The organism is Psychroserpens mesophilus (assembly GCF_050617655.1).
GTDB lineage: Bacteria > Bacteroidota > Bacteroidia > Flavobacteriales > Flavobacteriaceae > Psychroserpens > Psychroserpens mesophilus_A.
Window position 1 is genome coordinate 241,003 of the sequence record NZ_JBODQC010000002.1, and the last position, 26,078, is coordinate 267,080.

28 protein-coding genes are annotated in these 26,078 nt (G+C 31.1%); 10 read left to right on the forward strand and 18 right to left on the reverse strand.

The window, feature by feature from the left end:
- The 3 genes from ACRHNM_RS05360 to ACRHNM_RS05370 are packed head-to-tail and all read left to right on the forward strand — an operon-like array spanning position 1 to position 3,006.
- The gene (locus ACRHNM_RS05360; RefSeq protein ID WP_431134447.1) at positions 1–867 is read left to right on the forward strand and encodes a hypothetical protein; all 867 of its coding nucleotides are present in this window, start codon (positions 1–3) and stop codon (positions 865–867) included.
- Complete coding sequence (locus tag ACRHNM_RS05365; RefSeq protein WP_431134449.1) at positions 851–1,732, forward strand: hypothetical protein; 882 nt, start codon at positions 851–853, stop codon at positions 1,730–1,732. The genes ACRHNM_RS05360 and ACRHNM_RS05365 overlap by 17 nt, the downstream gene beginning before the upstream one ends.
- Positions 1,733–1,737: 5 nt before the next feature.
- A complete protein-coding gene (locus ACRHNM_RS05370; RefSeq protein ID WP_431134947.1) occupies positions 1,738–3,006 on the forward strand; it encodes an MFS transporter in 1,269 nt (422 codons plus the stop codon).
- A 3-nt stretch (positions 3,007–3,009) separates the two neighbouring features.
- On the opposite strand, the gene ACRHNM_RS05375 is transcribed toward ACRHNM_RS05370, so the two are convergent.
- Positions 3,010–3,177, reverse strand: a complete 168-nt coding sequence (locus ACRHNM_RS05375; protein WP_431134451.1) for a hypothetical protein — start codon at positions 3,175–3,177, stop codon at positions 3,010–3,012.
- A gap of 202 nt (positions 3,178–3,379) precedes the next feature.
- The gene (locus ACRHNM_RS05380) at positions 3,380–4,444 is read right to left on the reverse strand and encodes an AMP-binding protein (protein WP_431134453.1); all 1,065 of its coding nucleotides are present in this window, start codon (positions 4,442–4,444) and stop codon (positions 3,380–3,382) included.
- Between the two features lie 92 nt (positions 4,445–4,536).
- Between ACRHNM_RS05380 and ACRHNM_RS05385 the strand changes: the two genes are divergently transcribed.
- Together ACRHNM_RS05385 and ACRHNM_RS05390 are read left to right on the forward strand one after the other, a co-directional pair.
- Positions 4,537–6,420, forward strand: coding sequence for a DUF3857 domain-containing protein (locus ACRHNM_RS05385; protein WP_431134455.1), 1,884 nt, complete (start codon positions 4,537–4,539; stop codon positions 6,418–6,420).
- Entirely contained in the window at positions 6,420–8,354 is a 1,935-nt protein-coding gene (locus tag ACRHNM_RS05390; RefSeq protein ID WP_431134456.1) for a hypothetical protein, read from the forward strand. The genes ACRHNM_RS05385 and ACRHNM_RS05390 overlap by 1 nt, the downstream gene beginning before the upstream one ends.
- A gap of 48 nt (positions 8,355–8,402) precedes the next feature.
- On the opposite strand, the gene ACRHNM_RS05395 is transcribed toward ACRHNM_RS05390, so the two are convergent.
- The 3 genes from ACRHNM_RS05395 to ACRHNM_RS05405 are packed head-to-tail and all read right to left on the reverse strand — an operon-like array spanning position 8,403 to position 11,347.
- On the reverse strand, positions 8,403–9,569 hold the full coding sequence (locus ACRHNM_RS05395; protein ID WP_431134458.1) for a CPBP family glutamic-type intramembrane protease: 1,167 nt from the start codon (positions 9,567–9,569) through the stop codon (positions 8,403–8,405).
- A gap of 5 nt (positions 9,570–9,574) precedes the next feature.
- Positions 9,575–10,630 carry an o-succinylbenzoate synthase gene (locus ACRHNM_RS05400; RefSeq protein ID WP_431134460.1) on the reverse strand — a complete coding sequence of 352 codons (1,056 nt, stop codon included), beginning with the start codon at positions 10,628–10,630 and terminating at the stop codon, positions 9,575–9,577.
- Positions 10,631–10,657: 27 nt separating this feature from the next.
- A complete protein-coding gene (locus ACRHNM_RS05405) occupies positions 10,658–11,347 on the reverse strand; it encodes a DUF2490 domain-containing protein (protein WP_431134462.1) in 690 nt (229 codons plus the stop codon).
- Positions 11,348–11,421: 74 nt separating this feature from the next.
- On the opposite strand from ACRHNM_RS05405, the gene ACRHNM_RS05410 reads away from it, so the two are divergent.
- Entirely contained in the window at positions 11,422–12,336 is a 915-nt protein-coding gene (locus ACRHNM_RS05410; protein WP_431134464.1) for a sterol desaturase family protein, read from the forward strand.
- Positions 12,337–12,461: 125 nt separating this feature from the next.
- Here ACRHNM_RS05410 and ACRHNM_RS05415 read toward each other — a convergent pair whose 3' ends face one another.
- The 6 genes from ACRHNM_RS05415 to ACRHNM_RS05440 form a co-directional block, all read right to left on the reverse strand.
- Positions 12,462–12,977, reverse strand: coding sequence for a hypothetical protein (locus ACRHNM_RS05415; protein WP_431134466.1), 516 nt, complete (start codon positions 12,975–12,977; stop codon positions 12,462–12,464).
- A gap of 140 nt (positions 12,978–13,117) precedes the next feature.
- Positions 13,118–13,666, reverse strand: coding sequence for an HNH endonuclease (locus tag ACRHNM_RS05420; RefSeq protein ID WP_431134468.1), 549 nt, complete (start codon positions 13,664–13,666; stop codon positions 13,118–13,120).
- A 166-nt stretch (positions 13,667–13,832) separates the two neighbouring features.
- On the reverse strand, positions 13,833–14,237 hold the full coding sequence (locus ACRHNM_RS05425) for an OsmC family protein (protein ID WP_431134470.1): 405 nt from the start codon (positions 14,235–14,237) through the stop codon (positions 13,833–13,835).
- Positions 14,238–14,309: 72 nt separating this feature from the next.
- Positions 14,310–14,987, reverse strand: coding sequence for a metal-dependent hydrolase (locus tag ACRHNM_RS05430; protein ID WP_431134472.1), 678 nt, complete (start codon positions 14,985–14,987; stop codon positions 14,310–14,312).
- A gap of 193 nt (positions 14,988–15,180) precedes the next feature.
- Entirely contained in the window at positions 15,181–16,086 is a 906-nt protein-coding gene (gene menA, locus ACRHNM_RS05435; RefSeq protein WP_431134474.1) for a 1,4-dihydroxy-2-naphthoate octaprenyltransferase, read from the reverse strand.
- A 16-nt stretch (positions 16,087–16,102) separates the two neighbouring features.
- Positions 16,103–16,942: a 1,4-dihydroxy-2-naphthoyl-CoA synthase gene (locus tag ACRHNM_RS05440; RefSeq protein WP_431134475.1), complete on the reverse strand. Its 840-nt coding sequence runs from the start codon at positions 16,940–16,942 to the stop codon at positions 16,103–16,105.
- A 192-nt stretch (positions 16,943–17,134) separates the two neighbouring features.
- On the opposite strand from ACRHNM_RS05440, the gene ACRHNM_RS05445 reads away from it, so the two are divergent.
- Complete coding sequence (locus ACRHNM_RS05445) at positions 17,135–17,563, forward strand: hypothetical protein (RefSeq protein ID WP_431134477.1); 429 nt, start codon at positions 17,135–17,137, stop codon at positions 17,561–17,563.
- Positions 17,564–17,785: 222 nt separating this feature from the next.
- Complete coding sequence (locus tag ACRHNM_RS05450; protein ID WP_431134480.1) at positions 17,786–18,205, forward strand: hypothetical protein; 420 nt, start codon at positions 17,786–17,788, stop codon at positions 18,203–18,205.
- Here ACRHNM_RS05450 and ACRHNM_RS05455 read toward each other — a convergent pair.
- The 5 genes from ACRHNM_RS05455 to ACRHNM_RS05475 form a co-directional block, all read right to left on the reverse strand.
- The gene (locus ACRHNM_RS05455; protein WP_431134482.1) at positions 18,202–19,032 is read right to left on the reverse strand and encodes a CvfB family protein; all 831 of its coding nucleotides are present in this window, start codon (positions 19,030–19,032) and stop codon (positions 18,202–18,204) included. The two genes, ACRHNM_RS05450 and ACRHNM_RS05455, sit on opposite strands and share 4 nt — an antisense overlap.
- Positions 19,033–19,124: 92 nt before the next feature.
- The gene (locus ACRHNM_RS05460; RefSeq protein WP_431134484.1) at positions 19,125–19,466 is read right to left on the reverse strand and encodes a DUF2853 family protein; all 342 of its coding nucleotides are present in this window, start codon (positions 19,464–19,466) and stop codon (positions 19,125–19,127) included.
- Between the two features lie 87 nt (positions 19,467–19,553).
- Positions 19,554–21,314: a 2-succinyl-5-enolpyruvyl-6-hydroxy-3-cyclohexene-1-carboxylic-acid synthase gene (gene menD / locus ACRHNM_RS05465; protein WP_431134486.1), complete on the reverse strand. Its 1,761-nt coding sequence runs from the start codon at positions 21,312–21,314 to the stop codon at positions 19,554–19,556.
- A 30-nt stretch (positions 21,315–21,344) separates the two neighbouring features.
- The gene (locus tag ACRHNM_RS05470) at positions 21,345–22,460 is read right to left on the reverse strand and encodes a chorismate-binding protein (protein ID WP_431134488.1); all 1,116 of its coding nucleotides are present in this window, start codon (positions 22,458–22,460) and stop codon (positions 21,345–21,347) included.
- A gap of 3 nt (positions 22,461–22,463) precedes the next feature.
- Positions 22,464–22,889 carry a PaaI family thioesterase gene (locus ACRHNM_RS05475; RefSeq protein ID WP_431134490.1) on the reverse strand — a complete coding sequence of 142 codons (426 nt, stop codon included), beginning with the start codon at positions 22,887–22,889 and terminating at the stop codon, positions 22,464–22,466.
- 40 nt (positions 22,890–22,929) lie between these two features.
- Here ACRHNM_RS05475 and ACRHNM_RS05480 point away from each other — a divergent pair, with 40 nt between their 5' ends.
- Both ACRHNM_RS05480 and ACRHNM_RS05485 read left to right on the forward strand, forming a co-directional pair.
- Entirely contained in the window at positions 22,930–23,565 is a 636-nt protein-coding gene (locus ACRHNM_RS05480) for an alpha/beta hydrolase (RefSeq protein WP_431134492.1), read from the forward strand.
- A gap of 36 nt (positions 23,566–23,601) precedes the next feature.
- Positions 23,602–24,174 (forward strand): GNAT family N-acetyltransferase, encoded by a 573-nt coding sequence (locus tag ACRHNM_RS05485; RefSeq protein WP_431134493.1) that lies wholly within the window; start codon positions 23,602–23,604, stop codon positions 24,172–24,174.
- Here the strand turns inward: ACRHNM_RS05485 and ACRHNM_RS05490 are convergent.
- Both ACRHNM_RS05490 and ACRHNM_RS05495 read right to left on the reverse strand, forming a co-directional pair.
- A complete protein-coding gene (locus tag ACRHNM_RS05490; protein WP_431134496.1) occupies positions 24,171–24,491 on the reverse strand; it encodes a YtxH domain-containing protein in 321 nt (106 codons plus the stop codon). The two genes, ACRHNM_RS05485 and ACRHNM_RS05490, sit on opposite strands and share 4 nt — an antisense overlap.
- 93 nt (positions 24,492–24,584) lie before the next feature.
- Positions 24,585–26,063, reverse strand: a complete 1,479-nt coding sequence (locus ACRHNM_RS05495) for a serine hydrolase (RefSeq protein ID WP_431134498.1) — start codon at positions 26,061–26,063, stop codon at positions 24,585–24,587.
- Positions 26,064–26,078: the final 15 nt, after the last annotated feature.

A 26,078-nucleotide genomic window follows, 5' to 3' on the forward strand; every position in this document is an offset into this window, starting at 1 on the left:
ATGAACTATTTTTTCATTTTACTTTTTAGTTTTTCAATTAATGGTTTTTCTCAAAATGAAGGTAATATTATTAAACCTAGAATTAAATTCACAAAATTAGAATCTAAGAAAAGAATAAAAAACGAATTGTATTATACAATATCGAATAATGATACTTTTTATATTGAAGAGTATAAATTTAAGAGTTTAAATGATTTTCAATATGATAAAGAAAAAACACCTTATCTTTTAGAGCATTTTAGTACATCTGTTTTTTTTAATACTAATAAATATTCTAAAAAAACTTATCAGTTATATCAATGGAAAGTACCACTAGTAATTTACTTTGATAAAGCTATTTCGAATAGAATAAAAAAGAGAGTAAAAACCTTTTATGAAATAACAGATAGTATTCATAATTTAAACATTACGTTTACCAATAATTTAGATAAAGCAAATTACAGGATTTTTATTACTGATAAAACATTTGATATCGACCCTTATGACTTTGGCATTACCGACTCACTAGAAATGCAAAAGTTTTTTTTTAATAATTGTTACTACTCCATAGTTAGCGACAATAGCAACGGGATTATTGGTTGCTCAATGAAAATCAATAGAAAACAATTAGATTCTGATGATATACTATTGACAAACATAAAACAAGGAATTTTTTTAAGTTTAGGTAGATTTCATTATAATTATTATTTAACATCTGAAAATAGCCTGACTAGCCTGATCTATGATAATAGAGATGTTTTAAGCAATTTAGATTTAAATCTTTTACGATTGCATTATTTTCAATTATATGATCGACTCGTAGATGGAACTGATATTTTCAAATTGTTGCAGTCAAATGAATCAAATCTGTATGAAATCAATAATTAGTTTTTTAATTATCGTGCTTCTTTCTCTTTCTGGTTTTTCACAAAAAAAGCAAAAGTCTAAGCACTTAAGATACTTTCCTCTAGAAACTTTTAAAAAAAACTATAATCATACACTAACAAAAAAGGATTCTTTAAACTTTATGATTAGAGATAAAGATACTTTAGTGTTAATTACAGAGAATATGAAGTCTATTGGCACTTTTGTGGACTATGCTTATAAAGACTCTATTTTTCTTAAGCATTATAAAAAGGTTGCTTTCAATCATAAAAATGATAGCTTAGATCCTACAACCACAATGAAATATTGGAAAAATGACATAAAGCTATTCTTTGCCAAATCTGTTTCAAGAAAAGAGAAAAAAGCAATTTTAAAATTTGTTAAAATCATCTCAAATAACGTTGACTCTCTTAATATTTATGAAGCTAAAAATCATGCGGATTCTAATTATCAAATCTACTATTCAACTGATTATAATTACGATTCCAATCTCAAAAATTTAAAAGGTGCTGATTATTGGATTTATTGGAATGGCGATAATCAAATTTATAAAGGAGTTGTCAAAATAAATACTGAAAAATACTTCAGTGAGTCTCTACGAATTGCTAAAATCAAAACACTTTTGTTTCGGTCGTTAGGTCACTTTGAGTTGTCAGATGAGTTTGATTGTAGAAGTTATTTCTCAAATTGTTTCTCTGAGAATAAACAAATAACAGATTTTGATTACGAATTACTTAGATATCACTATTGTTATGGTATCTGTAAAGGTACATCGTTAAACACTTTTGAAATACAACATGAGGATATAAAAAAAATCTTAAATGAGGACCACCATGCTATTTATAGATTTTATTATTCTAACAATTAAAGTATATTTTGAAAAATATAAGTGCAAATTCACCAGCGTCCATTATCATCTTACTTATTTTAGCTGGTGAAGCTGTTTTTATATTGCCTTTTGTTTTACAGCGCATTTTTAGACCAACCTTTTTAGAAACCTTTGCTATAAATAATACACAATTGGGAAGTTGTTTTTCCGTGTATGGATTGGTCGCCTTATTCTCTTACTTATTTGGTGGTCCGTTAGCCGATAAATTTAAACCTCATGTATTAATGTCTGTCGCTTTAATCCTGACTGCGCTTGGTGGATTTTATTTGGCAACATATCCCAAATTAGCAAATCTTCATTTACTTTATGGTTTTTGGGGTTTTACTACCATTTTTTTGTTTTGGGCTGCCATGATTAAAGCTACCAGAATTTGGGGAGGCACTAATAAACAAGGTATTGCTTTTGGATTTTTAGATGGTGGACGCGGACTTACAGCTGCCATTTTTGGTTCTGTAGGAGTTTTGATTTTTTCATTATTTCTTGTAAAAGACATTGAAATTACCTCTTTAAATGAACGTCGTGAAGCTTTTAAATATGTTATTATTTATGCTTCAGTTGCGATTTGCATTATTGCTGTATTCGTTTTTTTTTATTTAAAGAATTTAAATACTTCTCATGATGATTCGTTAAGTAAGTCAAATTTATTGACCTTTTCTAATTTTAAAAACGTGATGAAATTCAGGTCAGTTTGGCTACTTATGATAATCATATTATGTGCATATTTTGGGTATAAAATGACTGATGTTTTTAGTCTTTATGCTAATCAGGTGATGAGCTACAACGAAATAAATTCAGCAAAAATAGGCACTTATCTATTATATATGCGACCTGTTATTGGTGTTGTAATTGGTTTACTTGCAGATCGAACTCGAGCTTCACTATGGATTATTATTGGATTTCTACTCATGTTTGTTACCAGTTTGATTTTTGCTTCTGGGATTATAAATGAGAGTTCCACATTGCTTTTTGTGCTCACTATTATTACTATGGCTTTAGGAGTATATGCGGCCAGAGTTTTATATTTTGCAACTTTGGAAGAAAGCAAAATTCCACTGGCATTCACCGGAACAGCTGTAGGTTTTATATCAATTGTAGGCTATACTCCAGATATATTTGCGGGTCCGTTAATAGGTTATTTTTTAGATGCTAATCCTGGAGAACTTGGTCTACAACATGTGTTTGCAATCATGACAGGCTTTTCATTTGTTGGACTTATAGCGGCTTATTTTTTATACAAAACTTCAAAATCTTAATCTTTAATAACAGATATAATCATCTACTGTTAAACGCTTTGAAATTAATTTGAAGGCTTGATTTAAAATAACTTCATCTTGAATCATTTCATTTTCAGGAGTTTGAAATACAAACGAAATGTTGTTGACTAGTAAATTAGAATCCCCTGTTTTACTCTCTAAAGTATCCACAATAAAACTGATTCAATTATCTATTGAAACCAATTTAGTTTTAATATTTAAGTTCTGACAAACAGCAATGTTTGTTAATAAGACTCCGAATTGAGATGGCCAGATGTTACATTTGTATATTTTTTAGATCTGCATTAAACATACATACGAACCACTAACATTTAAACAAATAATCAGTAAAGCTAAATTATCGATAAGTTAACTAACTCAAAACGGTATCTAGAATTTTTTTACGTTGCAATTTTCCAGTTTCAGTTTCTATAAATTTTGGAATATTATAAACCGCTTTAGGAATCTCATATTTTTCCAACTGTGAAAATACATCTTTGTCAAAATCGGTGTTTTGACTTTCTATAACAAGAATAACTTTCTGTCCAAAATCGTTATCTTTTTCTGATGCTATAAAAAAACGATGCTGTATCAAATCCTGAAGTTTAAGTTCTATTAATTCCGGAAACACTTTCACACCTCCCGAATTAATCATATTATCATAGCGACCAACAAGTTCAAATTGATGCTCTGAAATCAATTCTACAACATCATTCGTTACAATAGTATCCTTACTTAACTTAGGTGCATCAATAACCAAACAGCCTCTGTTATCTTTAGAAATACTAACATGTGGCAGTACTTTAAAACCTTTTATATGAGTAGGGTTTTGATTGAGCTTTTTTACAGCAATATGACTTATAGTTTCTGTCATACCGAACGTTTCAAATATGTTTGTGTTTAAGGTCTGTACCTTTTCTATCAATGGCTTTGAAACACTTGCTCCACCAACTATGAGTGTCTTAATATTATGTAATCTATTTAAAGAATTTTTAAGCTGTAATGGAATCATGGCACAAAAATCATAATGCTTTTCATCGTCATAAGCAGGATACAATGTTGGAGCTATCATATCTAATTCTAAACCTAAAATCATGGCTCTCACCAACATCATCTTTCCTGAAATATACCGACTTGGTAAACAATGTAATGCTTTATTTCCTGGATTTATTCCAAAAAAGTCACCTGTCATAATAGCAGAATTAACCATGGCTGCTTTACTTAGTTTTATCATTTTTGGCAGACCTGTTGTTCCAGAAGTGCTTACCATAACATGGTCTTTAGAGTCTAACCAATCTAAAAGAAAATTTCCAGCACTTTTTTCATAAGGTTCCCCTTCTTTTATTAGGTTATATGCAACTTCTACGAGTTCTTCATGATTAAAAGATGTTCCGTTCAACTTAAATTTTAAGTGAATTTTATCAAATGTCGGAGTCATTTTGGTATGATATTAGCTATATGTTTGTATACTATTTTTAACACAACTAAGTTAAAGATAAATAGTCTATATTTGAATTAAACCCCTAAACAATGAGTAAATATTTTTTCTTTTTCTTACTTGTACCCTTTTTTTGTTGGTCACAAGATTTTTCTGATGAAGATTACATCTATCTCAAAAGACATGAACATATTAAAATAAGTCTGAATGACGACAAATTTGATATCGTTCAAAATATCACAGAACAAGGAAAATTTATAAGTTCAAAAAATTTGTACTATGCCAATGAATCTATAGGTTATAGTAGTTTTTCTGAAATTAAAGACATCGAAGCGTTTACATATATTCCTTCAACCGATAAAAAAATTGAAGTGGATTATATTGAAACGAAACAAGAATTTGACAACATGGTGTTTTATAGTGATGATGAATTCAAAAGTTTTATATTTCCTGCAGTAGCTAAAGGCGCAGAAACACATTTAAACTACAAGCGAATTATTAAAGAACCTCGCTTTTTAGGAGGTTTCAATTTTGCGATTCATGTTCCGACTAAAAGCGCTCAGCTTTCTGTAGAATTTCCAAAAAATGTTGAAATCGGTTATGTAGAATTTAATACGGAATCTATCAAATTAGATTTCAAAAAAGAAGAAACGGCAACTAGTAATATATACACATGGAGTGCCTCCAACACTGAAGGGTTTGAAGGTGAAGATGATAGTGAAGCTGCCATGTATTATTTACCTCATATGCTTCTGTATATAAAAAGCTATAAAATAAATGACAAAAAAGTAAATGTTTTAAATGATTTATCCGACTTATACAAATGGTATGTCAGCTTAATAGATCAAGTAGACACTAATGAATTGGATAATGTCTATAACATCACAGATGAGATTACAAAATCATTAACTTCTAAAAAAGACAAAGCAAGAGCCATTTTTGAATGGGTACAAAACAACATCAATTACATCGCTTTTGGAGATGGTTATGGCGGATTTATTCCTACTGGAGCAGCATCCACTTATGAGACACGCTATGGTGATTGTAAAGCGATGTCAAACCTGCTTTATGAAATGCTTAACCATGTCGATATAGAAGCTTACAGAACCTGGATTGGCTCCAGAAACAAACCTTACTCCTATTATAAAGTTCCTACCACCTCAGTAGACGACCATATGATTACAACTGCTATTATTGAAAATGACACCATCTTTCTTGATGCTACAGACAGCTATGTGCCTTTTGGCATGCCTAGTGCTTTTATTCAAAACAAGGAAGCCCTTATGGGAATTGACAAAAACAACTATAAAATCATAAAGGTTCCTGCTCAAAATGCAAATAAAAGTATTACTGACATCACGACTCACATGCGTTTAGAAAATGGTACTGTAAAAGTTTCTGAAAAACGCACTCTAAAAGGATATGATAAAGTAGAGTTCGTTTCTGACTACATCTATAAAAAAGATACCAAAACTGAAGAGGAATACCTCAATACAACACTTGCTCTTGGTAATAACAAAACTAAATACACTAATATTTCTAAGACCAATTTTGATAATAAAGGCATTCCATTAATTTTGGAATACGATTTAGACATTGACAGCTACACCAGAAATATTGGCGATAAAATTTATATTAATTTGAACATTGATCGCTCTCTATCAAATAGTGATGTAGAGATTGAAGGTAGAAAGTTCAGTAAAAAAATTGATTATCAATTTGAAAAACACTTTACTACCCATTTTCAAATTCCAGACGGTTATAAAGCGAGTTACATTCCTGATGAAATGTCTTTTGAGGATTCAAACTATGGCTTTGACATAAAATATGAGTTGAAAGATAATGTAATCACACAAACCAAATCCATTTATATTAAAACCTTGAGTGTTAAAACCGATGATTTTGAAAACTGGAATCGCTTTATAAAAAGTTTATTAAAAGCTTACAAAAAAAGTATAATATTAGAACAGATATAATGATAAAAAAAATTGCATTTATAGCCTTATTGATAACTTCAACAACTGGTTTTGCCCAGCACTATTTAACTTATGACTGGGAAAAGAAACCAAAACTACATAAATTGTCTGATGATGAAAAACAAGAATCTTCAATAGCAATTTTGAAGAAAGTTATTGTTGAGTATGATTATGAAGAAAACTCTCAAGAGCCTAGACTTTATGAGACAAAACATACCATTGTTCACGTTAATGACGACAAAGGGATTGCGCAACACAATACCGTTTACATTTCAATGTATGATGTAAAAAGACTTGTTGAAGTTAAAGCCAGAACGATAAGTCCTAAAGGAAAGGTTGTGTTATTAAATCAAGAAAACATCAAGGAAGTAAGTAATGTAGAAGAGTACGGAGATTTTAAAATTTTTGCTATCGAAGGTGCCGAAATGAACTCTGAAATAGAAGTTTTATATACTGTAGAAAAAGAATTCGACATTTATGGTTCTGAAACCATTCAATCGAACTATAAAATAAAAGACGCTCAGTTTTTATTCATTACTGGAGACCTTCAATCTAATGTAAAAGCTTACAGAACGCTTCAAACATTTGAACCTGTTACCATAGATGGAGATAAAGCTCAGCTTTTGAGCATTAAGAACATTCCTGCTATGGTTGAAGAAGAATATGCTACACCAAAAGCTAATAACATTTCTGTTGTATATCAGTGTTTTCCTGAAGGTCAAAACATTACTCAAAACATGTTTTGGAATAATGTTTCTAATAATATTGGCCACCAATTTTTTCCTGAAACAGTTGTTGAGCAAGCCAAAGAGGATGTCAATAAAATTGTGGAAGGAAAAACAGACCTTACTACGTATAAAAAAGCAGCACTTGTAGATATTTTTATAAAGTCTAATTACACTATTGTTAAGAACAACAATCAGGAACTTTCAGATTTAAATTATATTTTAACAAATCGTTCTGCTAGTGATTACGGTATTTTAAAAGTGTATGCACAATATTTAACAGCGTTAGATATTGAATTTGAAATCGTAATTACAGCAAACCGTTTTTTAACAAAGTTTGATCCAGAATTCTTCCTTCCGAGTATGCTTAGAGATTTTTTAATCTACATTCCTTCAGAACGAAAATATATTGCTCCAGATCGATTTGAAGCTAGAATTGGTGAAGCGCCTTTCAATATTTTAGGGAATTATGGTTTATTTATTTCTTCAGATTTTCAGCATTATTTCTCAAAAATCATTCAAGAAGATCCTGAATATAGTAGAATTAGAAGAGATATGAACATCTCTTTTAAGAATGATTTTGAAAGTGTCACTATCAATCAAGATCAGGATTATTATGGTCACTGGTCTGAAACAAGCAGAGCTGTTTTGAGCCTGTCTACAGAACAAGGTATTGCAGAATACAAAGATTATTTAACAGGTTCTGGTATTGAAGATAAAGAGATTTTAAGTTATGAAACCTTCAATACTGATATGAATCAGTTAGAATATAACATTCCGTTTCAAGTTAAAACAACAATTTCCTCTGAAGTTTTATTAGAAGATGCTGGCGACAGCTATATTTTTCAAATAGGATTAGTTATCGGAACACAAAGTGAGTTATATCAGGAAACGGAACGCATCAATCCAATTGAAATGATTTACCCTAACCGTTATAACTATGAAATTATAGTTAACATTCCTGAAGGTTACGAGGTGGAAGGTTTAGAATCTTTGGTTATTGATAAAAGCTATGTGGCTAGAAATGGAGAAAAGACTGCTAAGTTTGAATCTAATTATAAACTTGAAGATGATAAAATCGTCATCACGATTGAAGAATTCTACAAAACGCATGAGTTTGATTTAAACAGATATGAAGAATTCAGAGAGGTCATCAATGCAGCATCAGATTTTAATAAAGCTGCTATTCTATTTAAAAAAGCAGAATAGAAATTAAATTTATAAGACAAAAAAAGCGACTAACAAGTCGCTTTTTTTTTATTCAATGATTTTATAATCTTCTTTTGGTGGCTCTTCTATGGGAGCAAAAAGTTTATCTTTCCAGTTGGTCCACTTGTACTTTTTAGAAAATATAATTAGTAATAATGGATACATTATAAACACCGGAACAATCAAATCTATCATTCCTAATTCTGGTTCTGCAATATCCTTTAAAATAGAATGTGTTTGGAACGCTGTCCAGTCTGTGGTTACTAATAAAGCTGTGAATAAGTTATTTGCTGCATGAAAGCCTAAAGCCAATTCCATTCCTTCATCCATAACCGTCATAATTCCCCAAAACAAACCTGTTCCTATGTAATAAATCATGATAAAGTATCCTAATTTTCCGACTTCAGGATTTGCGATGTGAAGTCCACCAAAAATAACAGATGTAATAAGTATAGGTGTCCAATTTCTTTGACACATATTTCTAAGACTATCATTCGTTTTAGATTCAAAAAAATCAATCTTTTTTAAGATAAAAAACAACAAAACGACGAATAGAAAAATACCAGCAATAAGACCAGTATTAAATAATGTATCTATACTATAATTAATGTTTAGTATCACCAGTAAGGGTATAAATACTATGGAAACAATAAACGCAAAAGGAAAGTGTTTTTCTTTTGTTGCAGTTCCGAAACCTTGCATTAAATACCCTCTAAAAACATACTCTTCTAAACTTGTTTGAATTGGAATTAATGCCACAGCTATAACTACCAGAATAGCAAATCGTTTAATTTCAAAGTTATACATATAATTTTCTGGAGACAAATAGAAATAGTCTAACAACACCAATCCAGAAGACAGGACTCCCCAAAACACAAAGGTAAACCAAATCCGTTTCCAATCTAACTTTGATCTTGACGTGGCTATAGATGTCATCGTTTGCTTATGCAAATATTTTACCGCAAAAAATAACCCTACAAATCCAGCTGCAAAAGACAGTAGCATTAAGAAGAGAAATACATTTGCATCTAACATAGAATACATTGATTCTTCCGTAATATCCTCTAATCCTTCTCCTCCATTTTGCATTACTTTGAAAACTACTGCTATTAACAAAGGGAACTGACCTATTATAGAAGCTAAAAGCACTAATAAAGATCCTATTAGGTATCTCCAAAAGTCATGTTTTACTTTAAAAGCTTGGTTTATAAACATATAAATTATTTTTTTAGACTTATATCAAGATTGGTCATATTCCAATCTTGATTAACATTATATTGTAATGTTCCGTTATTTACTTGTAACGGACTTTCAAAATTATTGGTAAATAAGCTACCAGTTCCTAAGCCTTGTGGCAAGTGGCTTTTAAGTGTGTATGTCCATTGCGCTATGGCATTCAAACCAACATTACTTTCCAAAGCACTGGTAATCCAACTTCCTATTTTGTGTTTGTCAGCAATATTTATCCATTGCTGACTGCCACTCCATCCACCAACCAAACTTGGTTTTAAAATGATGTATTGCGGACGAATCATTTGTAGCAATTCTGTTTGTTTTGTTACAGAAAACACACCTATTAATTCTTCATCTAACGCAATTGGTAAAGGTGTTTGTTCGCATAACTTTGCCATTGCTTCAAATTGTCCTTGTTTTATGGGTTGTTCAATCGAATGTAAATTGTAATCAGACAAACGTTTCAACTTTTCGAGAGCATTTTCAGGAGTAAAAGCACCATTTGCATCTACTCTCAATTCAATATCACTTACAGAAAATTCTTGTCTTATTGATTTTAAAAGATGCAATTCGGTATTAAAATCGATAGCTCCAATTTTCATTTTGAGACAATCAAAACCAGCGTTAAGTTTTTCCTTGATTTGATCTTTCATAAAAGCTTGAGTTCCCATCCATATCAATCCGTTAATAGGAATTGAAGCTTTGCCTTCTGTAAATTCTGAAGGATATAAATTGAAAGGCGATTGACCTTGTAAAGATGCAAAGGCTTGTTCCAAACCAAACTGGATGCTTGGATATTCGATTAAACTTTCTAATAACTTTTCCAGACCCAACTGAATATGCTTACAAACCCATTGAAGCTTTGCCTCAAAATCTGGTCTGTCATCAACGCTAAGGCCTCTAAATAAGCCACATTCACCAATTCCTGTTTTATGATTATCTTTTAAAATAATGAAATATGTCTCTTTGGTTTTTAAAATTCCACGAGACGTTCCACTAGCCTTTTTAAAATGGAGTAAGTAAGGTTGAAAAGTTGCTATCATCTAAACACAAAAATAAGGCTTCTTAAGTTAGAATTTGTGATGAAAACTTAACTGTAATTGTGCTTTCCCAATCGCATTGGTTTTTTGATTCATCCAACCCAATTGAAAGCGCATCCCTTCTTTTAAAACATACCCAAAACCAAGATAAGTACGATTTCTATCAAAAAATGCTACTTCTCTTCCATCACCAATATCTTGTTGTCCGTTAATAAACAACTCATTATACAAAGCGGCATACACAGCACCTTTTTCTAAAGCAGATTTATTAAAAGGTACATTTAAAAACAGATTGTAACGATATCGTGTTCTAAAATCTTGATCTTCAACAAAACGCTGTTCATACCTGAAACGATGGGCTAAGTAAATTCGTTGTCCTAATTTCTGAGGAATTAATACTTCCTGATAAATTCTACTCTCTCCTGAAGTTGCAGTACCATCTCCATACTCTCCAGATGTAATATTAGCATACCCAAGGGTTAGTAAAACATTAGCCTTTTTTGGTGTATAAGTTGCACCTGCTCGAATTAATAATTGTTCTAAATCACCACCTAAATTCCAATTACGATACTGGATATCTCCTTGAATTCCAAACTGACTGTCTTTAAACTGATGATTTAAGAAGTACATATACCAAGCACCTGTTTTACTAGATTCAACTTGCGCAAAACCATGTAGAGAAGAGCATGCAATTATAATAAGTAAAAGTTTCAATTTCATAGTGTAAATTTTAAGCTATTGCAAAAGTAAAGATTTTTAAGGATTTCGTACATTAGCAAAAACCTTTGTTTCAAATGCAAGACCCAGATTTTCCAAATATTATTTTATATGCCATTCCGTTTTTTATACTGGCAATGGTATTGGAGTTATTCGTAACCATCAAACAAGGCATGAAAACTTATGAGTCTAAGGATGCGTTTTCCTCCATTGCTATGGGTTTAGGGAATGTGTTTTTAGGTTTTTTTAGTAAAGCTTTGGTATTGGTATCGTTTTTCTACATCTATGAAAATTTTAGGTTTTTTACAATTCCGATTACATGGTGGAGTTTCGTTTTAATTTTCTTTGCTGATGATTTTGCTTATTATTGGTTTCATCGTATATCTCATGAATGTCGCCTATTCTGGGCTTCACATGTGGTACATCATTCTTCTCAACATTATAATTTAAGTACTGCTCTGCGTCAGACCTGGTCTGGCGGGTTTTATACTTTTATTTTTTGGTTATGGTTACCTTTGCTTGGATTTCATCCTGCCATGATTTTACTTCAAATGTCTATAAGTTTATTATATCAATTTTGGATTCATACCGAAGCCATAAACAAAATGCCACGATGGTTTGAAGCTATGTTCAATACGCCTTCACATCATCGTGTTCATCATGGAAGCAATCCGTTATATTTAGATAGAAATCACGCAGGCATTTTGATTGTCTGGGATAAACTTTTCGGAACATTTCAACCAGAATTAGAAAATGAGAAAGTTGTTTATGGTCTCGTTAAGAATATCCATACATATAACCCTGTAAAAATTGCTTTTATTGAATGGGTTAACATGTTTAAAGATGCTTTTTCCGGACGTCAATCTTTAAAAAGCAGACTGCTCTATTTTGTAAAACCACCAGGCTGGAAACACGATGGGACAGGTATTGTGAGTGAGGACTTAAAAACGGAGTGGCTGAAAATGAAACCTAAGCAACGGAAAATTCAATAAATTTTACTAAATACTTTCAAATTGATTAATTAATTGATGTTACAAGATGCTACTTTTTATAATTTAGTTCATTATCAATTTACATTGCGAATACTCAATTAAAATTTAATAATAAGAACTGATTATTATTGTTTTTGATTTTTCACTTTTAACCATATCATGAAAGAGCTAATAATTGATAAAATATCAATTACTAGAACGATATAAGTTCCTGTTTTTGTTATGCTTATTATAGAGTTTCCGTTAGAATTTGTTTCCGAAATCAGTATAAAAGGTGTAAATACCACAATAACTATGAAAATTTGAAAAATGACAAAAAGCAATAAAGGGATGACATCACGAATTTTTAAACCAATAAAAATCAAATCTTTTTCTCTTTTTTTTCTCCATTTTTCCCAATCGTTTTGATGAGATGTTCTTAAAAATAATCCTAGTTGACGAACCCTTACTTCATTATGGCACCAAATAAATGACATGACCATAACAATTGGAGGGCAAAAAGCTAACAATAAAATTACTTTTTGAGTAAAACTAAATGAAAAAAATGCACCAATTATAATAATAGTCCAATTCAAAATATTTTGTCTACTACCTAACCTTAAAATTAGTTCTTCTCGTAATTTATTAAATTCATTCTCCATCCTTAGTTCCTAAAAAAATTGCTACTAGCCTAGTGCGAATTTTGATCACTAGCCACAACGAAATTAATAAAAGAAAACGAATCTGATATAAGTCTAAAATTTTACTCAAAAAATTTATATTTAAGTTACTAAAAATTCATTTACTCTGTTACATGACTCCAGTTTTCACCCGTTTTTATTCTGTAAAGTTGCATTTCTGAAATCCCAAATTGTTTGGCTATCATTTTCATTCGGGTTCTACGATTTGGATCGTTGATTTTTCGTTTGATTAATTTGACTTTAGTTTCAGTTAATTTAGCATTAGATGGTATCTTACGAACAATATTTTTGAATTCAGGATTACTAAACTGGTGATGCTCTTTTTCTTTTTTGGTTGCCCATTTTAAATTTTCGACGCGATTGTCTGTCTTGTCATAATTCAAATGTATAACACATACTCCATCTTCTTTATCAAGAAAATGTTCAGCAACTAGTTTATGTACATATCTACTAGTTAGTTTTCCATTCTTTTTTTGCTTGAGAGGTAAATTCTGATAACCATTTATAAAGTATTCTTTTACAATAAATTGTTCTTCCGATTTACAATTTATGATTCTACCATAGTTAGAAATTTTGAATTTCTCTTTTTCAGAAATTTTGTCATCAAATTTAATCTCTTTCCATTTTTCATTCCAGTGATTTCTGATCATTTAATTTACTTTCTTTTAATTTTATTAAATATGTTTGTTTAAGATTAGTTGTTTGGTTAGGCTTTTAATTAAACAAATATAAGCCATAAAAGAACATTTGATAGCAATATTAACAAGCCTATAATTTTTATTAGACTTAGCTATTAGCTTTCGTTTAGTCCTTTTTTTATTCAGATACTATTTTTAATTCTCCAGTGATGTTACATGAGGATTTTACTGTATTAAATATTGTTCCAAATTTTTCGATATTCTTTTTAAGTAAATCAATATTTAAACTATGATCTTGACTGTAGATTTTCAATTCATAATGTAAGTCGTCCATCCTGGGAGGTTTTTCTAGGCGTATTGCATGGACTACTAATTCTGCATTTGAGTATTCAAAATTCATTAGCTGTGAAAAGCGTTCAACATTTTTAAGAATACATGCTGAAAATGATCCTAAGAATAATTCGGCTGGGTTTGGCAAATCATTAGCTGATTCTGGAGTAATTCCAAAAACAATCTCTGATTTTTTTATTTTTATCGAAGCATTGCTTCTGGAAGAAGAATTGGCTTTACTATAGTACTTCATAAATTAATGTCGTGTAAAGTTAGGGCTAACTAATTCATGTTGAAATAAATTTTTAAACCCAATTATTTCAGATTACAGTTCAATACTCTCACCGATTTCCAAGAGCATCAAATCTTTATTCTTATCAAAAAATTTACGTTTAGCCACTTCATGGTCTATTTCTATATAGCCAAACGTATCAAAATGATATCCAAGAATTTTATCACATTGTACAAAATCACTAGCTATAATAGCATCATCAATGCCCATAGTAAAATTATCTCCAATAGGTAAAATAGCTAAATCAAGTTTTGTTTGTAAAGGGATAAGTTTCATATCCATCGTAAGTGCTGTGTCTCCAGCTATGTATATATTTTTATGTTCGCTTTCTATTACAAAACCTCCTGGTTGTCCACCATAACTCCCATCAGGAAATGAAGAGGTATGGATAGCGTTGACATATTTTAAATTTCCAAACTCAAAATCCCATTGACCACCATGATTCATAGGATGGTTCTCAATACCTAACTTATCGTAATGCGTCGCAATTTCAAAGTTAGATACCACTACAGCTCCAGTGCGTTTAGCAATGGTTTCAACATCTAAAACATGATCTTGATGTGCATGAGTAACCAGAATAAAATCTGCTTTAAGTTCATCTAAATTAATTGCAGAAGCTTTAGGGTTTTCAGAAATAAAGGGGTCGACTAAAATATGTACATCTGCGATTTTAATACCTAAGCTTGCATGGCCATAAAATGTAATTTGCATAAGAAATTTTTTAACGGATAATTAATAGTAATGTAAAATACGAAAAAACTCAGACAGATTAAAGATAATTTGTCTGAGTTTTAAAGCCCCAAATTTTATTGCCAACATAATAGCAAATAATGCCGACCTACAAAATTTCAATCATAAATATAAGAATTAATTATTTGAAAACCAAACAATTATGTTAAAAATTTCATAAAATATAACCGACACCTAAAAGCACTGAAAACAAGAAAGTAGTTAATGCCAATACTTTTAACTGCGAATCAAAATCATTTGCTTTCTGGGCTTTTTTAATTTTTATCAAATGAATAGTCAAGGGAATATAAGTTATAAAAAACAGTAAATTATAATATGAAGAAAAATAAAGTACTCCAAAAATTGCAGAAATAGCAATAGCTGAACCTATTAGAAAAAAGTGATAATGTTTTGCTTTTTTCTTTCCTAATTTAACTGCTAAAGTTATTTTATTTGATGCTCGGTCTGAATCAATATCTCTCATATTATTAAGGTTTAAAACACCTACACTTAACAAACCTAAAGCTACAGATGGTAAAAATATATGATGATCTAAGTCCTTTACAAATAATAAATAACTTCCTCCAACACTAACCAAACCAAAAAATATAAAAACGAATACATCGCCTAAGCCTCTGTAGCCGTAAGCCGAATCTCCTACTGTATAAGTTATAGCAGCATAAATTGATAATCCAGCTAGTAAAAAAAACAATAATGATAAGAATAAATGACTTACTCCAAAGGATGCATAAATAAGTGCCACAGACAATCCAACAACGATTAAGATATTGTTTTTGATACCTAGCATCATTTCATCTTCACTAATGGCTCCACTTTGAATAGCGCGTTTGGGACCTACTCTATTCTCATTGTCTGTGCCTTTAACACCATCTCCATAATCGTTAGCAAGATTGGAAAGAATTTGTAAACTGATGGTTAACAAGATAGCAATTACGAATATATAAATATTAAAAGCGCCATTATGTTGCGCTAAACAAGCTCCAATAATAATTCCTGAAACTGATAATGGTAAGGTTCGTAATCGAAATGCAGAAATCCAAGGTTTAATTTTTTTAAACATTACAATAGAGTTCTATTTATGGAATCCATTTTTTATCAAAGTTTGGCTTACGTTTTTCCAAAAACGCATCACGACCTTCTTTAGCTTCATCAGTCATGTAAGCCAGACGTGTTGCTTCACCAGCAAATACTTGTTGCCCTACCATGCCATCATCAGTTAGATTCATTGCAAATTTGAGCATTTTAATTGAAGTTGGTGATTTAGCCAAGATCTCTTGAGCCCATTCGTATGCTGTATTTTCTAATTCGTCATGAGGAATTACGGCATTTACCATTCCCATGTTGTAAGCTTCCTGTGCAGAATAATTCCTTCCGAGGAAAAAAATCTCACGAGCTCTTTTTTGACCAACCATTTTCGCTAAATATGCAGAACCATAGCCACCATCAAAGCTGGTAACATCAGCATCTGTTTGCTTAAAAATAGCATGTTCTTTACTGGCTAAGGTTAAATCGCAAACCACATGCAGACTATGTCCACCACCAACAGCCCAACCAGGAACCACAGCAATAACTGCCTTTGGCATAAATCTTATTAAACGCTGTACTTCAAGAATGTTTAAGCGATGGTAACCATCATCACCAACATAACCTTGATGACCTCTTGCTTTTTGATCACCTCCAGAACAAAAACTCCATATACCATCTTTTCCTGAAGGTCCTTCAGCAGACAATAATACAACACCAATATTTACGTCTTCGTTGGCATCATAAAACGCATCGTAAAGTTCACTTGTTGTTTTCGGTCTAAATGCATTTCTAATATCTGGTCGATTAAATGCTATTCTGGCTACACCATTGCTTTTTTTATAGGTAATATCTTCATAGGTTTTTGCTGTAACCCATTTTACTTTATTCATGTTATAATCTATTTAAAAACAAAAATACTGCTTTTAATATAATATGTAAGTACAAAAACATCCAAAACGAGAGATAATTTCGTACAATAAGTTCATGATTTATTTTGTGACCTTTATAGAATAATCGTGTCTAAAGTATTGGTACTATTCACAGTAGGCTAAAAATTAGTTAAATTAAATATATTTAGGGATATGACTATTGTAGATTCAAAGGTAGCTTCACAAATTGTTAAGCAGGAACAATCTGATGCAGGAACACTTCATTTTTTTAACCATATTGCAGTTGTTGAATTCAAGGAAGGCTTACACATTGATTTAAATTCAGGTAGAAAAACGATTCATGATTTAATGACTTATTTTGGGAATACAAAACCATTTGGTTTAGTTGCAAATCGGGTTAATTCATACTCTATTTCACTATTAGAAACGATGGAAGTTAAATCGATTTTTCCAAATATGGTTGCTTATGGTGTTGTAAGCCATAATGAAGCTGGACGAATGAATGCAAAAATTGAGAGTAGTTTCTGTTCTTCAAAAGACATTAGTTTTGATAATTTATATGAAGGTTTAGATGCTGTTTATTTGAGAGTGATAGATAAATTAGGCGTTTCTTTAAACTAATTGTATGTGACCTGCCATAATTTTAAAACACGATACTTATTGTTATTTTATGGATGGAGTAGTTTTTTCTACGTCCATGCAATAATTATCATAAATTAATGCAGAATCTCTATATAATCATTTTTTAGCATGATGAATAGATAATACTGATATTCGTTAAAAATAGCTTGAATATACTGTTTAGGTGCAATACCTTTGTAGTCCCTATATTTAATAACAGTTATGTCGATTAGCGATACCAATTACAAAGATCAACTTATCCGTTTAGAAGTTGTAGATCTTGGAAAGTTATATTTCTTTAAAGATTTTCTTGTTGCAGAATTTAATGAAGGTGTAACCATTAGCTTCGATAATTTTGATGTCGTTAGGTTTCTAATAAAAACACACTATAAAGACGAAGATTTTGGTTTTATAGCAAATAGAATACACTCCTATTCAATAGCTATTAATGACGCACCTCTTTTCAACTCAACATTCAAGAATTTAAAAGCCTATGCTACTGTAACTTATACCTCTTTTGCCAGTAAAGTTTTTGAAATGGAAAATTACTTTTTCAAATTTAACAGGCAAAATTTCAAAGAATTAGACAGTGCAATTGATTGGGTTAAAAACTGCTTAAACGACCACACTAGAGACGTTTAAATGAGATGAATTCCGTCGTCTTTTATATCAATTAATCGTTGCTTATATAAAGAGCCTATTGCCTTTTTAAAACTCTTTTTACTCATTTCTAATTCGTCTTTTATCTGATCTGGATTAGATTTGTCGGTTAATGGTAAAAAGCCATCACTATCTTCTAATGTGTGTAGGATTTTTTCGGCATTAGGTTCAATGTTTCGATACCCAATTTGACCTAAAGTAATATCTAATTTGTTATCATGACGTACTTTTTTCACGATGCCTTTAAGTTTATCGCCAACACTTAGTTCTTTATAAATATCATCTTTATAAATTAAGCCATGGTGTTGTTTGTTAACAATCACATTCATGCCAAGTTCTGAAGGATGTGATACTATTAAATCTACCTCATCAAATTGTTGAACTGTAAGGTCTTTATTATCTAAAAAGCGGTTCGTTTTACTTGAAGCTACTAATCGACCTGATTCTTCATCTAAATAACAAAAAATCAAGTACCAGCCACCAGCTTTCATTTTAAAGGCCTGTTCTTTGAAAGGACAAAATAATTCTTTAACCATTCCCCAATCTAGAAAAGCACCATGTTGAGTTACTTGATTACAACGTAACATTGCGAAATCATTAACAGTTACATAAGGTTCGTCGGTTACTGCAACGGGTCGTTCTTCATTATCTAAATACACAAAAACATCTAGAGGTTCCCATATTTTGAATTCTTCAGGTACATATCTGTTAGGTAATAAAACTTCATTTCCATCTGCATCAGCAAGATATAAGCCTTGTTCGCTTTCACGAAGGATATCTAGTGTATTGTATTCTCCTATTTTTATCATGAGGCAAAGATACAGATATTACATATTAGAAATAAAAAAAGCGTTAGAATTCTATTTGAATCATAACGCTTGATATTTTAAAAAGTTTACGGTTATTTGTAAACTGACTCTTTCTTAAAGTGTTTAGTCAATAAATAATAAACAACTGCTCTATATTTATTTCTATTGGACTTTCCGTAAGTTTCCATTACAGCATCAATTCCTTTATCTAAATCAGCACTATCTTTTAATCCTAATTTCTTAATTAGAAAGTTGTTTTTTACAGTTGCTAATTCAGAATCATCAGAACCCGAAACTGTTGCTGCATCTGCATTGTAAATTGATGGACCACAGCCAATTGTTACTTTTGTTAATAAATCCATATCAGGATTTACGCCACATTTATCTTTTAAGTCTGCAGCATACTTTGTAATTAATTCGTCTCTTTTACTCATGTGTAAATAATTTTTAGTGTTAAAAAAAGCTCTATAAAGATAGTTAATTTTGAGACACCTAAATAATTAAAAGGTCACAAATAATGATTATTTAATATAATCAAAATAGTCTAAGAGAATGGCATCATTCACTGTTCTTGGTGTAAAAACCTCGAGTAATCTAGGTGTTTTAGACTTATTAAAAAAACCTTTCAATGACTCAGATAGTGCTGTTTCATTAGACGCTGTACGGTATTGAATTTTATACATCTCACATAAATGTTGTGCCGTTAAATGATGAGTTGTTTCAAAATAATCGTCAAAATTCTCCGTGTTTTTATGTCCAGGTAAAATTCTGAAAATACCACCACCTTGATTATTGATAACAATAATTCTGAAGTTATTAGGAATATAGTTGTTCCATAGGGCATTACTGTCGTAAAAGAAACTCAGATCACCAGTAATAAAAGTGGTTTGCTTATTTGCTACAACCGCACAACCAATAGCGGTAGATGTGCTTCCATCAATTCCGCTTGTGCCTCGATTGCAAAAGACTTCTATTGACGGATTTAAATTAAAGAGTTGTGCATATCGTATTGCTGAGCTATTGCCTAACTGCAATATGGTTTTATTAGGAATAGACTTTAATACATGATTAAATACTTTAAAGTCTGAAAAGGGAATCTCTTTAATGTATTCTAAATGCTTCTTGCTTCTGTGTTTTTTTACCAAAATCCAAGTGTCAAAATAATGACTCTTTGGAAGATGCGTGATTTTTGATAAAAAAGCTGAAAAGAATTGATTAGGAGAGGTTTCAATATGCTTAGTTAAACAGAAAAACGTATCGTAAGCTTTTTTTTCATCTATATGCCAATGGTGTTTTGGTTTGTATTGTCGTAAAAATGCTTTAATTTTTTTGGACACAATCATACCTCCAAACGTAATTAAAATCTCAGGTTGTAATGCTTTTAACTCCTCTTCAGATAAAGGTGCAATCATTTTATCTATACTAGGAAAAAAGCTAGAATGATGCAAATTTGAAGTCGTCTCAGTAAACACTAAAACGCTATCATCATCTGCCAGTTCTTCAAGTAATTTTTGCTCTACAGCATTAGGTTCTAAAACACCAACCAATATCATTTTTCGTTGTGCAACATACCATTCATCTATACAATCGTCTAATTCAGCTTCGTCAATCTTTGGAGATTTTAAATCTAGAGACTCTACTTCTGGTTTAACCGTTAATGTTTCTGAAAGTTCATAAAGAGGTTCATCAAAAGGTACATTAATATGTACAGGTCCTCTTTTTAATTTAGCTAAATTTAATGCTGTATTTATTTCGTCTTCATTAAATGTCTGAATGCCTTGTTGCAACCCTAAAATACGTTCTAATTTATTCTCTAAATTCTTAAAAATTGGCAGTTCTTCTTTTCTTGACAAATTATGTTCATCTTTAAGATCGAGTTTCAGGTTTGCTGAATATAAAATATGATTTTCAAATACATTTTTCTGATTAATTGCTTGTCCGTCACCTACATCTATCAAATGCTTTGGTCTGTCTGCAGAAAGCACAATTAAAGGAATATCACTGTAGAACGCTTCTGAAATTGCAGGATAATAATTAAGCAGTGCACTACCTGATGTACACACCATAGCAACTGCTTCTTTTGTTTGTTGTGCAATACCTAAAGCAAAAAAAGCAGCACAACGCTCATCTACAATGCTATAACAGGTAAAATAATCATTATTAGTAAACCCTATCGTTAGAGGTGCATTTCTACTGCCTGGAGAAATAATAACATGTTTAACCTGTTTGAGTTTACACAACTGAACAACAGTTTGTGCTAAAGGGATTTTTGAGTGAATCATAACTACAAATTTAAGAAAAAAACGGCTGTTTTAAGACCTCAAAACACACTTCATTGTTTCTGCTTTTGATACCGTTTCCTCCCATTCTTTTTCGGGATTTGAGTCTTTGGTAATTCCTCCACCAACATATATAAATGCTCTGTTGTTTTTAATTTGCATGCAACGTAGATTTACAAATAAACGACTGACAGATTTCACCGAACCATATGCATTATTTTCTACATTGCGACTGTTCGTATTTCTAGATCTTGTTTCTTTAAAGTTGAGTTCGCCTAAAAAACCTGTATAAAATTCACGATTATAAGGTTCGTTAGTAAGAATAAACGCTTTGGCTCTTTTTACTGGCAATCCGCAAACGGCTGGAGTTGGATGCATTTTTTTTAAAACAGTACGTAAGTCTGTGTTAAGAATTCCACTAATATTAGATTGCAGATGTAAAAGGGTTCCTGCTTTTACTGTTTTAGCTTCAGAGACTGACAAAGTGTTTGCAGAAGATTTTAAACAATTTTCTATAAAATTGGTGACCATTTGCTGTTCTTCCTGTTCCTTTTTTTGCCAGACGACATCCATAGAATCTTTATAAGGTTGTGTTCCTGCTAAAGCCATCGTTTTAAAACGATTTCCTGACATGTCAATTAAAGTTTCTGGAGTTGCTCCTAACCACAGACCAACTTTAGGATGATACCAACAATACACAAACGCATCGGGATAATTTTCCAGTAATTTCTTAAATACTGAAATGGTTTGATTTTCTTGAAAACTTACAGACTCACATCTTGACAACACCACTTTTTGCAGGCTCTCTTTTTCAATAGACGCAATGCCTTTTTGAACCAAATCTATATGTGCTTGTTTGTCGCCAGACACATCTTCAAGATTAGTTTTACCGAACGTATTTGAGTGTTCGTTTTCCCGTTCACAAGTTAAAAGCTCAGAGTGATCTAATGGAATGAATACGGTTTGATTAGAATCGTCAAAAGGCGCAAATACAAATCCGTTTTCAACAAAATTTTGAGTATGGAAAATGTTATTGTTCTTTTGAAGCAAAGCTTTAATCTCAGAATCGGCAGGTTTACTATAGGCAACAAAAGGTAAATTATTAGTGTATTGATTTTCAATATGTAAAAAGAACTCTTTTTGTAGCATTATCTATTTCTTTTTTGGAAGCGATATGGTTGATAATTTACAAATAGACACTAAATTATCATGTTCATCAGTGACTCTAATATCCAACAATTGAGTGGTTCTTCCTTTATGTAAAAATGTAGCTTTAGCATATATAAAACCTTCGGTAACACTTTTTAAATGGTTTGCTGTAATTTCTAGGCCACGAACAAAAAACTGTTCCGTATCTACAAACATATGAGCAGCAAAACTTCCAACGCTTTCCGCCAAAGCAGCTGTTGCTCCTCCATGTAAAACACCATCTGGCTGATGCACTTTAGGTGTGACTGGCATTCTTGCGACTAAAAAATCTTCGCCATAATCTACCATCTCGATAGATAGTGTTTCCATTAATGTGTTTTTACTCACTAAATTGGCCTGAGCCAATAGATCTTCTTTAGATAATTGCATAGAATTACTGTATTTTTATAATCGATAGCAAAAATACAAAATGAATTCTACTGAAAACGAAATTTATTATACCATTAACAACAGTTATTCTACATTGAATAGTTTAACTAAAACCACTAAACATGTATGGTTTGTATGTCATGGCATGGGTTATTTAAGTCGTTATTTTATTCAGTATTTCAAAGGACTTGATCCAAATGAGAACTATATCATTGCACCTCAGGCTCAAAGTAAGTACTATCAATCACCAAAATTTAAACATGTTGGTGCAAGTTGGCTCACTAAGGAAAACACACGGGTTGAAACCGAAAACGTCATGACTTATTTTGATGCTGTTTTTGAGAATGAATCCATACCTAACGATAAAAATTTAATAATTTTTGGATATTCTCAAGGTGTTAGTGTCGCGATGAGATATCTCGCTAAACGGAAACTTCAATGTCATCAGCTTATATTGCATTCTGGAGGCATTCCAAAAGAATTAACACCTGAAGATTTTAAATTTCTAAACGCAAAAGTGACTTTAATTTATGGCACTCAAGATGAATTTTTAAATGAAGAACGTATCACTTATGAAACTAAAAAAGCTCAATCGCTGTTTGGTAATAATCTGAAGATTCTTCCGTTTGATGGTAAACATATTGTTAATGTTAATTTGATTGAAAAGCTAGTATAATATTGAGATTCCTTATACTTAAGAATAACACATCATATGAATACACCAACCTTAGAAAACAAACGCGTAAAATTACTGCCTTTAACGCTTGACAATTATCATTATTTGTTACCTATTACTCAGGAAAAAGATTTAATTTATTACTCGCCAAGTGATATATCAACTCCTGAAGCACTTAAAAATTATGTAGAAGTTGCTTTAGAAGGATTTAATACTAACACAATAATGCCTTTTATTGTTTTTGATAAACTAAAACAGAAATATGCAGGAAGTACGAGATTCGGATTAATAAACTGGAAAAATAAGGTTTTGCATATTGGCTGGACATGGATTGGTAATGAGTTTCAAGGTTCTGGACTCAATATGCATATGAAGTTTTTAATGCTTCAATACACATTTGAAACCCTTGAGTTTGAAAAAGTAGAATTCAGAATTGATGAGCGCAATCAAAAATCACGTAAAGCTGTTGAAAAACTTGGAGCTACTCTAGAAGGTTTATTAAGGAAAGATACCTTAATGAGAGATGGTTATAGACGTAATACCTGTTGTTATGGCATCTTAAAAGAAGAATGGCCAAATATTAAAGCTACAGTATTTAAACCCTTTTAACTAGTTTTTTGAAGCATTTTATTTTTCTCTTTTAAAATAGCCAATTGCTTTTCTAAAAATGTAATGGCCTGCTCTGTTTTAAAACTGGTTTTAGAAGCTATATCTTTAATTTCTTGCTTTAATGTTTCCTTACCTGAAGCTGCTGCCTTGGATACATCTTCTTTTACTTCTTTTAAATCACTAGACAATTGATTCTTAATCTCTTTACCCTCTTTTTTGAGTTTCTCTCTAGTGACACTTCCTTTTTCTGGTGCTAACAAAACTCCTGCTGCTGCTCCAATGAGTACACCTAGTACTATTGCTCCTTTATGAATCATAGCTTTTTTATTTTAAATTAAATGTGTTTTAGTTATAAGTCGCAGAACTAAGGTGTTTGTTACAAATACGCTTCAAATCAACAACTTAAACTCCTAATTTATTTTATTAATTTCTTCAATCATATCTTTAGCATTACTGTTTTCTGGATTGAGTTCTAAGGCAATTTTATAATTTTTTAGTGATAAATCGTATTGTTCATTTAAGAAGTAAGCTTCACCAAGACTGTCATATGGATTTCCTTGGTCTGGGAATTCTGAAACTAATAATTTGAATACTTTTATTGCATTCTCCTTTTGCTCTTTTCTTAAAAGCTCATAACCTATTCTGTTAAGTATGGAAGCATCTTGAAAATTATAATCCTCAGATTTTTCTCTCTTCACTTTTTTGTAAAACGCTATTCCTTCATCTGTGTTATGAATAATCTTATCCTTAATTAAAAAATAGATATTCTTTTTTGGGTAGATTTCAATATCATCTAAAATTCTGTTAGCAATACTATTAATTAGCATTCCAGAAGTATCTCCATTTGAATTAAACATCACAGTAAAACCTGCATTCAATTTCGGTAAAATAACAACCCAGTTTGTGCTTCCATTTGTCCCTCCATTATGCATGAATTCACCATCAGTATTAACTTGCCAAAAATAACCAAACATACCTTCCTCTTCATCTGTAAATAAAGGTTTCTTCATTTCTTTAACAACTGGATTATTAGTTTCAAGAAGATACTCAATGTATTTGAGTACATCTGGAATTGTAGATTTTAATCCTGCTCCTGCTCCAGTCATAGGGAATACTATGGGTTCTACAAGTTGACCTTCATCATCATAACCATTTAAAAAAAAATCAGCTTCCGATGGACTCAAAGTTAGACTAGTTTGATTCATTTTAGCTTTAGTCAGAATCTGTTCCTTTAATAATTCAGAATAGGATTTATGATATACTTTTTCAAGAATTATTGCTAAAATTTCTGGACCAATAACTGGAGAATAATCATATCTGGTACCTGGAATCGTATCTAATTTATACTGCTTCAAATCTTTTAGTAATGCTTCTCTATCATAAGCAACAATATTCTTTTTATCTTCTGGTGATGAATTTAATGAAAACATCTTTAATAAAGCTTCAGAAAAATCTCTTCTGATTCCGCTTGAGTGCGTTAATAAATCTCTAATTTGAATGGATCTATTTTTATATTCCAAATTTGGATAGGAATCGTCTAAATAGTTTCTAATATCATCGTCTAGATTAAGTTTTCCATCTAAAACAGCCTGTGCAGTTATAATTCCAGTAAAAGTTTTGGTAACTGAAGCCAATTCAAATATTGAATGATCATTAGGTAAGTTGTTTTTGCCTTTATCAATTTCTCCATAATAACCAGTATATGTTTTTCCATCTTTATAAACACCAATTGATACTGAATTAATTTCTGGGTATTCAAGAACAAAATTGGTATTATTGACCATTAAATATTCGATAGGATTTAATGATGTTTCAGAGAGTTCTTTAGATTCTTCTTTACAATTGAAAAGAACCAGAATAATGAAAAGTAAGCTAAATTTTCTATGCATTATAAGTTAATGTTG

Excerpts from the sequence above, each read along its gene's own strand:
- ACRHNM_RS05360 (WP_431134447.1), top strand. The coding sequence starts at position 1 with ATGAACTATTTTTTCATTTTACTTTTTAGTTTTTCAATTAATGGTTTT.
- ACRHNM_RS05365 (WP_431134449.1), top strand. The coding sequence starts at position 851 with ATGAAATCAATAATTAGTTTTTTAATTATCGTGCTTCTTTCTCTTTCT.
- ACRHNM_RS05380 (WP_431134453.1), bottom strand. The coding sequence starts at position 4,444 with ATGACTCCGACATTTGATAAAATTCACTTAAAATTTAAGTTGAACGGA.
- ACRHNM_RS05385 (WP_431134455.1), top strand. The coding sequence starts at position 4,537 with ATGAGTAAATATTTTTTCTTTTTCTTACTTGTACCCTTTTTTTGTTGG.
- ACRHNM_RS05390 (WP_431134456.1), top strand. The coding sequence starts at position 6,420 with ATGATAAAAAAAATTGCATTTATAGCCTTATTGATAACTTCAACAACT.
- ACRHNM_RS05395 (WP_431134458.1), bottom strand. The coding sequence starts at position 9,569 with ATGTTTATAAACCAAGCTTTTAAAGTAAAACATGACTTTTGGAGATAC.
- ACRHNM_RS05400 (WP_431134460.1), bottom strand. The coding sequence starts at position 10,630 with ATGATAGCAACTTTTCAACCTTACTTACTCCATTTTAAAAAGGCTAGT.
- ACRHNM_RS05405 (WP_431134462.1), bottom strand. The coding sequence starts at position 11,347 with ATGAAATTGAAACTTTTACTTATTATAATTGCATGCTCTTCTCTACAT.
- ACRHNM_RS05410 (WP_431134464.1), top strand. The coding sequence starts at position 11,422 with ATGCAAGACCCAGATTTTCCAAATATTATTTTATATGCCATTCCGTTT.
- ACRHNM_RS05415 (WP_431134466.1), bottom strand. The coding sequence starts at position 12,977 with ATGGAGAATGAATTTAATAAATTACGAGAAGAACTAATTTTAAGGTTA.
- ACRHNM_RS05420 (WP_431134468.1), bottom strand. The coding sequence starts at position 13,666 with ATGATCAGAAATCACTGGAATGAAAAATGGAAAGAGATTAAATTTGAT.
- ACRHNM_RS05425 (WP_431134470.1), bottom strand. The coding sequence starts at position 14,237 with ATGAAGTACTATAGTAAAGCCAATTCTTCTTCCAGAAGCAATGCTTCG.
- ACRHNM_RS05430 (WP_431134472.1), bottom strand. The coding sequence starts at position 14,987 with ATGCAAATTACATTTTATGGCCATGCAAGCTTAGGTATTAAAATCGCA.
- menA (WP_431134474.1), bottom strand. The coding sequence starts at position 16,086 with ATGTTTAAAAAAATTAAACCTTGGATTTCTGCATTTCGATTACGAACC.
- ACRHNM_RS05440 (WP_431134475.1), bottom strand. The coding sequence starts at position 16,942 with ATGAATAAAGTAAAATGGGTTACAGCAAAAACCTATGAAGATATTACC.
- ACRHNM_RS05445 (WP_431134477.1), top strand. The coding sequence starts at position 17,135 with ATGACTATTGTAGATTCAAAGGTAGCTTCACAAATTGTTAAGCAGGAA.
- ACRHNM_RS05450 (WP_431134480.1), top strand. The coding sequence starts at position 17,786 with ATGTCGATTAGCGATACCAATTACAAAGATCAACTTATCCGTTTAGAA.
- ACRHNM_RS05455 (WP_431134482.1), bottom strand. The coding sequence starts at position 19,032 with ATGATAAAAATAGGAGAATACAATACACTAGATATCCTTCGTGAAAGC.
- ACRHNM_RS05460 (WP_431134484.1), bottom strand. The coding sequence starts at position 19,466 with ATGAGTAAAAGAGACGAATTAATTACAAAGTATGCTGCAGACTTAAAA.
- menD (WP_431134486.1), bottom strand. The coding sequence starts at position 21,314 with ATGATTCACTCAAAAATCCCTTTAGCACAAACTGTTGTTCAGTTGTGT.
- ACRHNM_RS05470 (WP_431134488.1), bottom strand. The coding sequence starts at position 22,460 with ATGCTACAAAAAGAGTTCTTTTTACATATTGAAAATCAATACACTAAT.
- ACRHNM_RS05475 (WP_431134490.1), bottom strand. The coding sequence starts at position 22,889 with ATGCAATTATCTAAAGAAGATCTATTGGCTCAGGCCAATTTAGTGAGT.
- ACRHNM_RS05480 (WP_431134492.1), top strand. The coding sequence starts at position 22,930 with ATGAATTCTACTGAAAACGAAATTTATTATACCATTAACAACAGTTAT.
- ACRHNM_RS05485 (WP_431134493.1), top strand. The coding sequence starts at position 23,602 with ATGAATACACCAACCTTAGAAAACAAACGCGTAAAATTACTGCCTTTA.
- ACRHNM_RS05490 (WP_431134496.1), bottom strand. The coding sequence starts at position 24,491 with ATGATTCATAAAGGAGCAATAGTACTAGGTGTACTCATTGGAGCAGCA.
- ACRHNM_RS05495 (WP_431134498.1), bottom strand. The coding sequence starts at position 26,063 with ATGCATAGAAAATTTAGCTTACTTTTCATTATTCTGGTTCTTTTCAAT.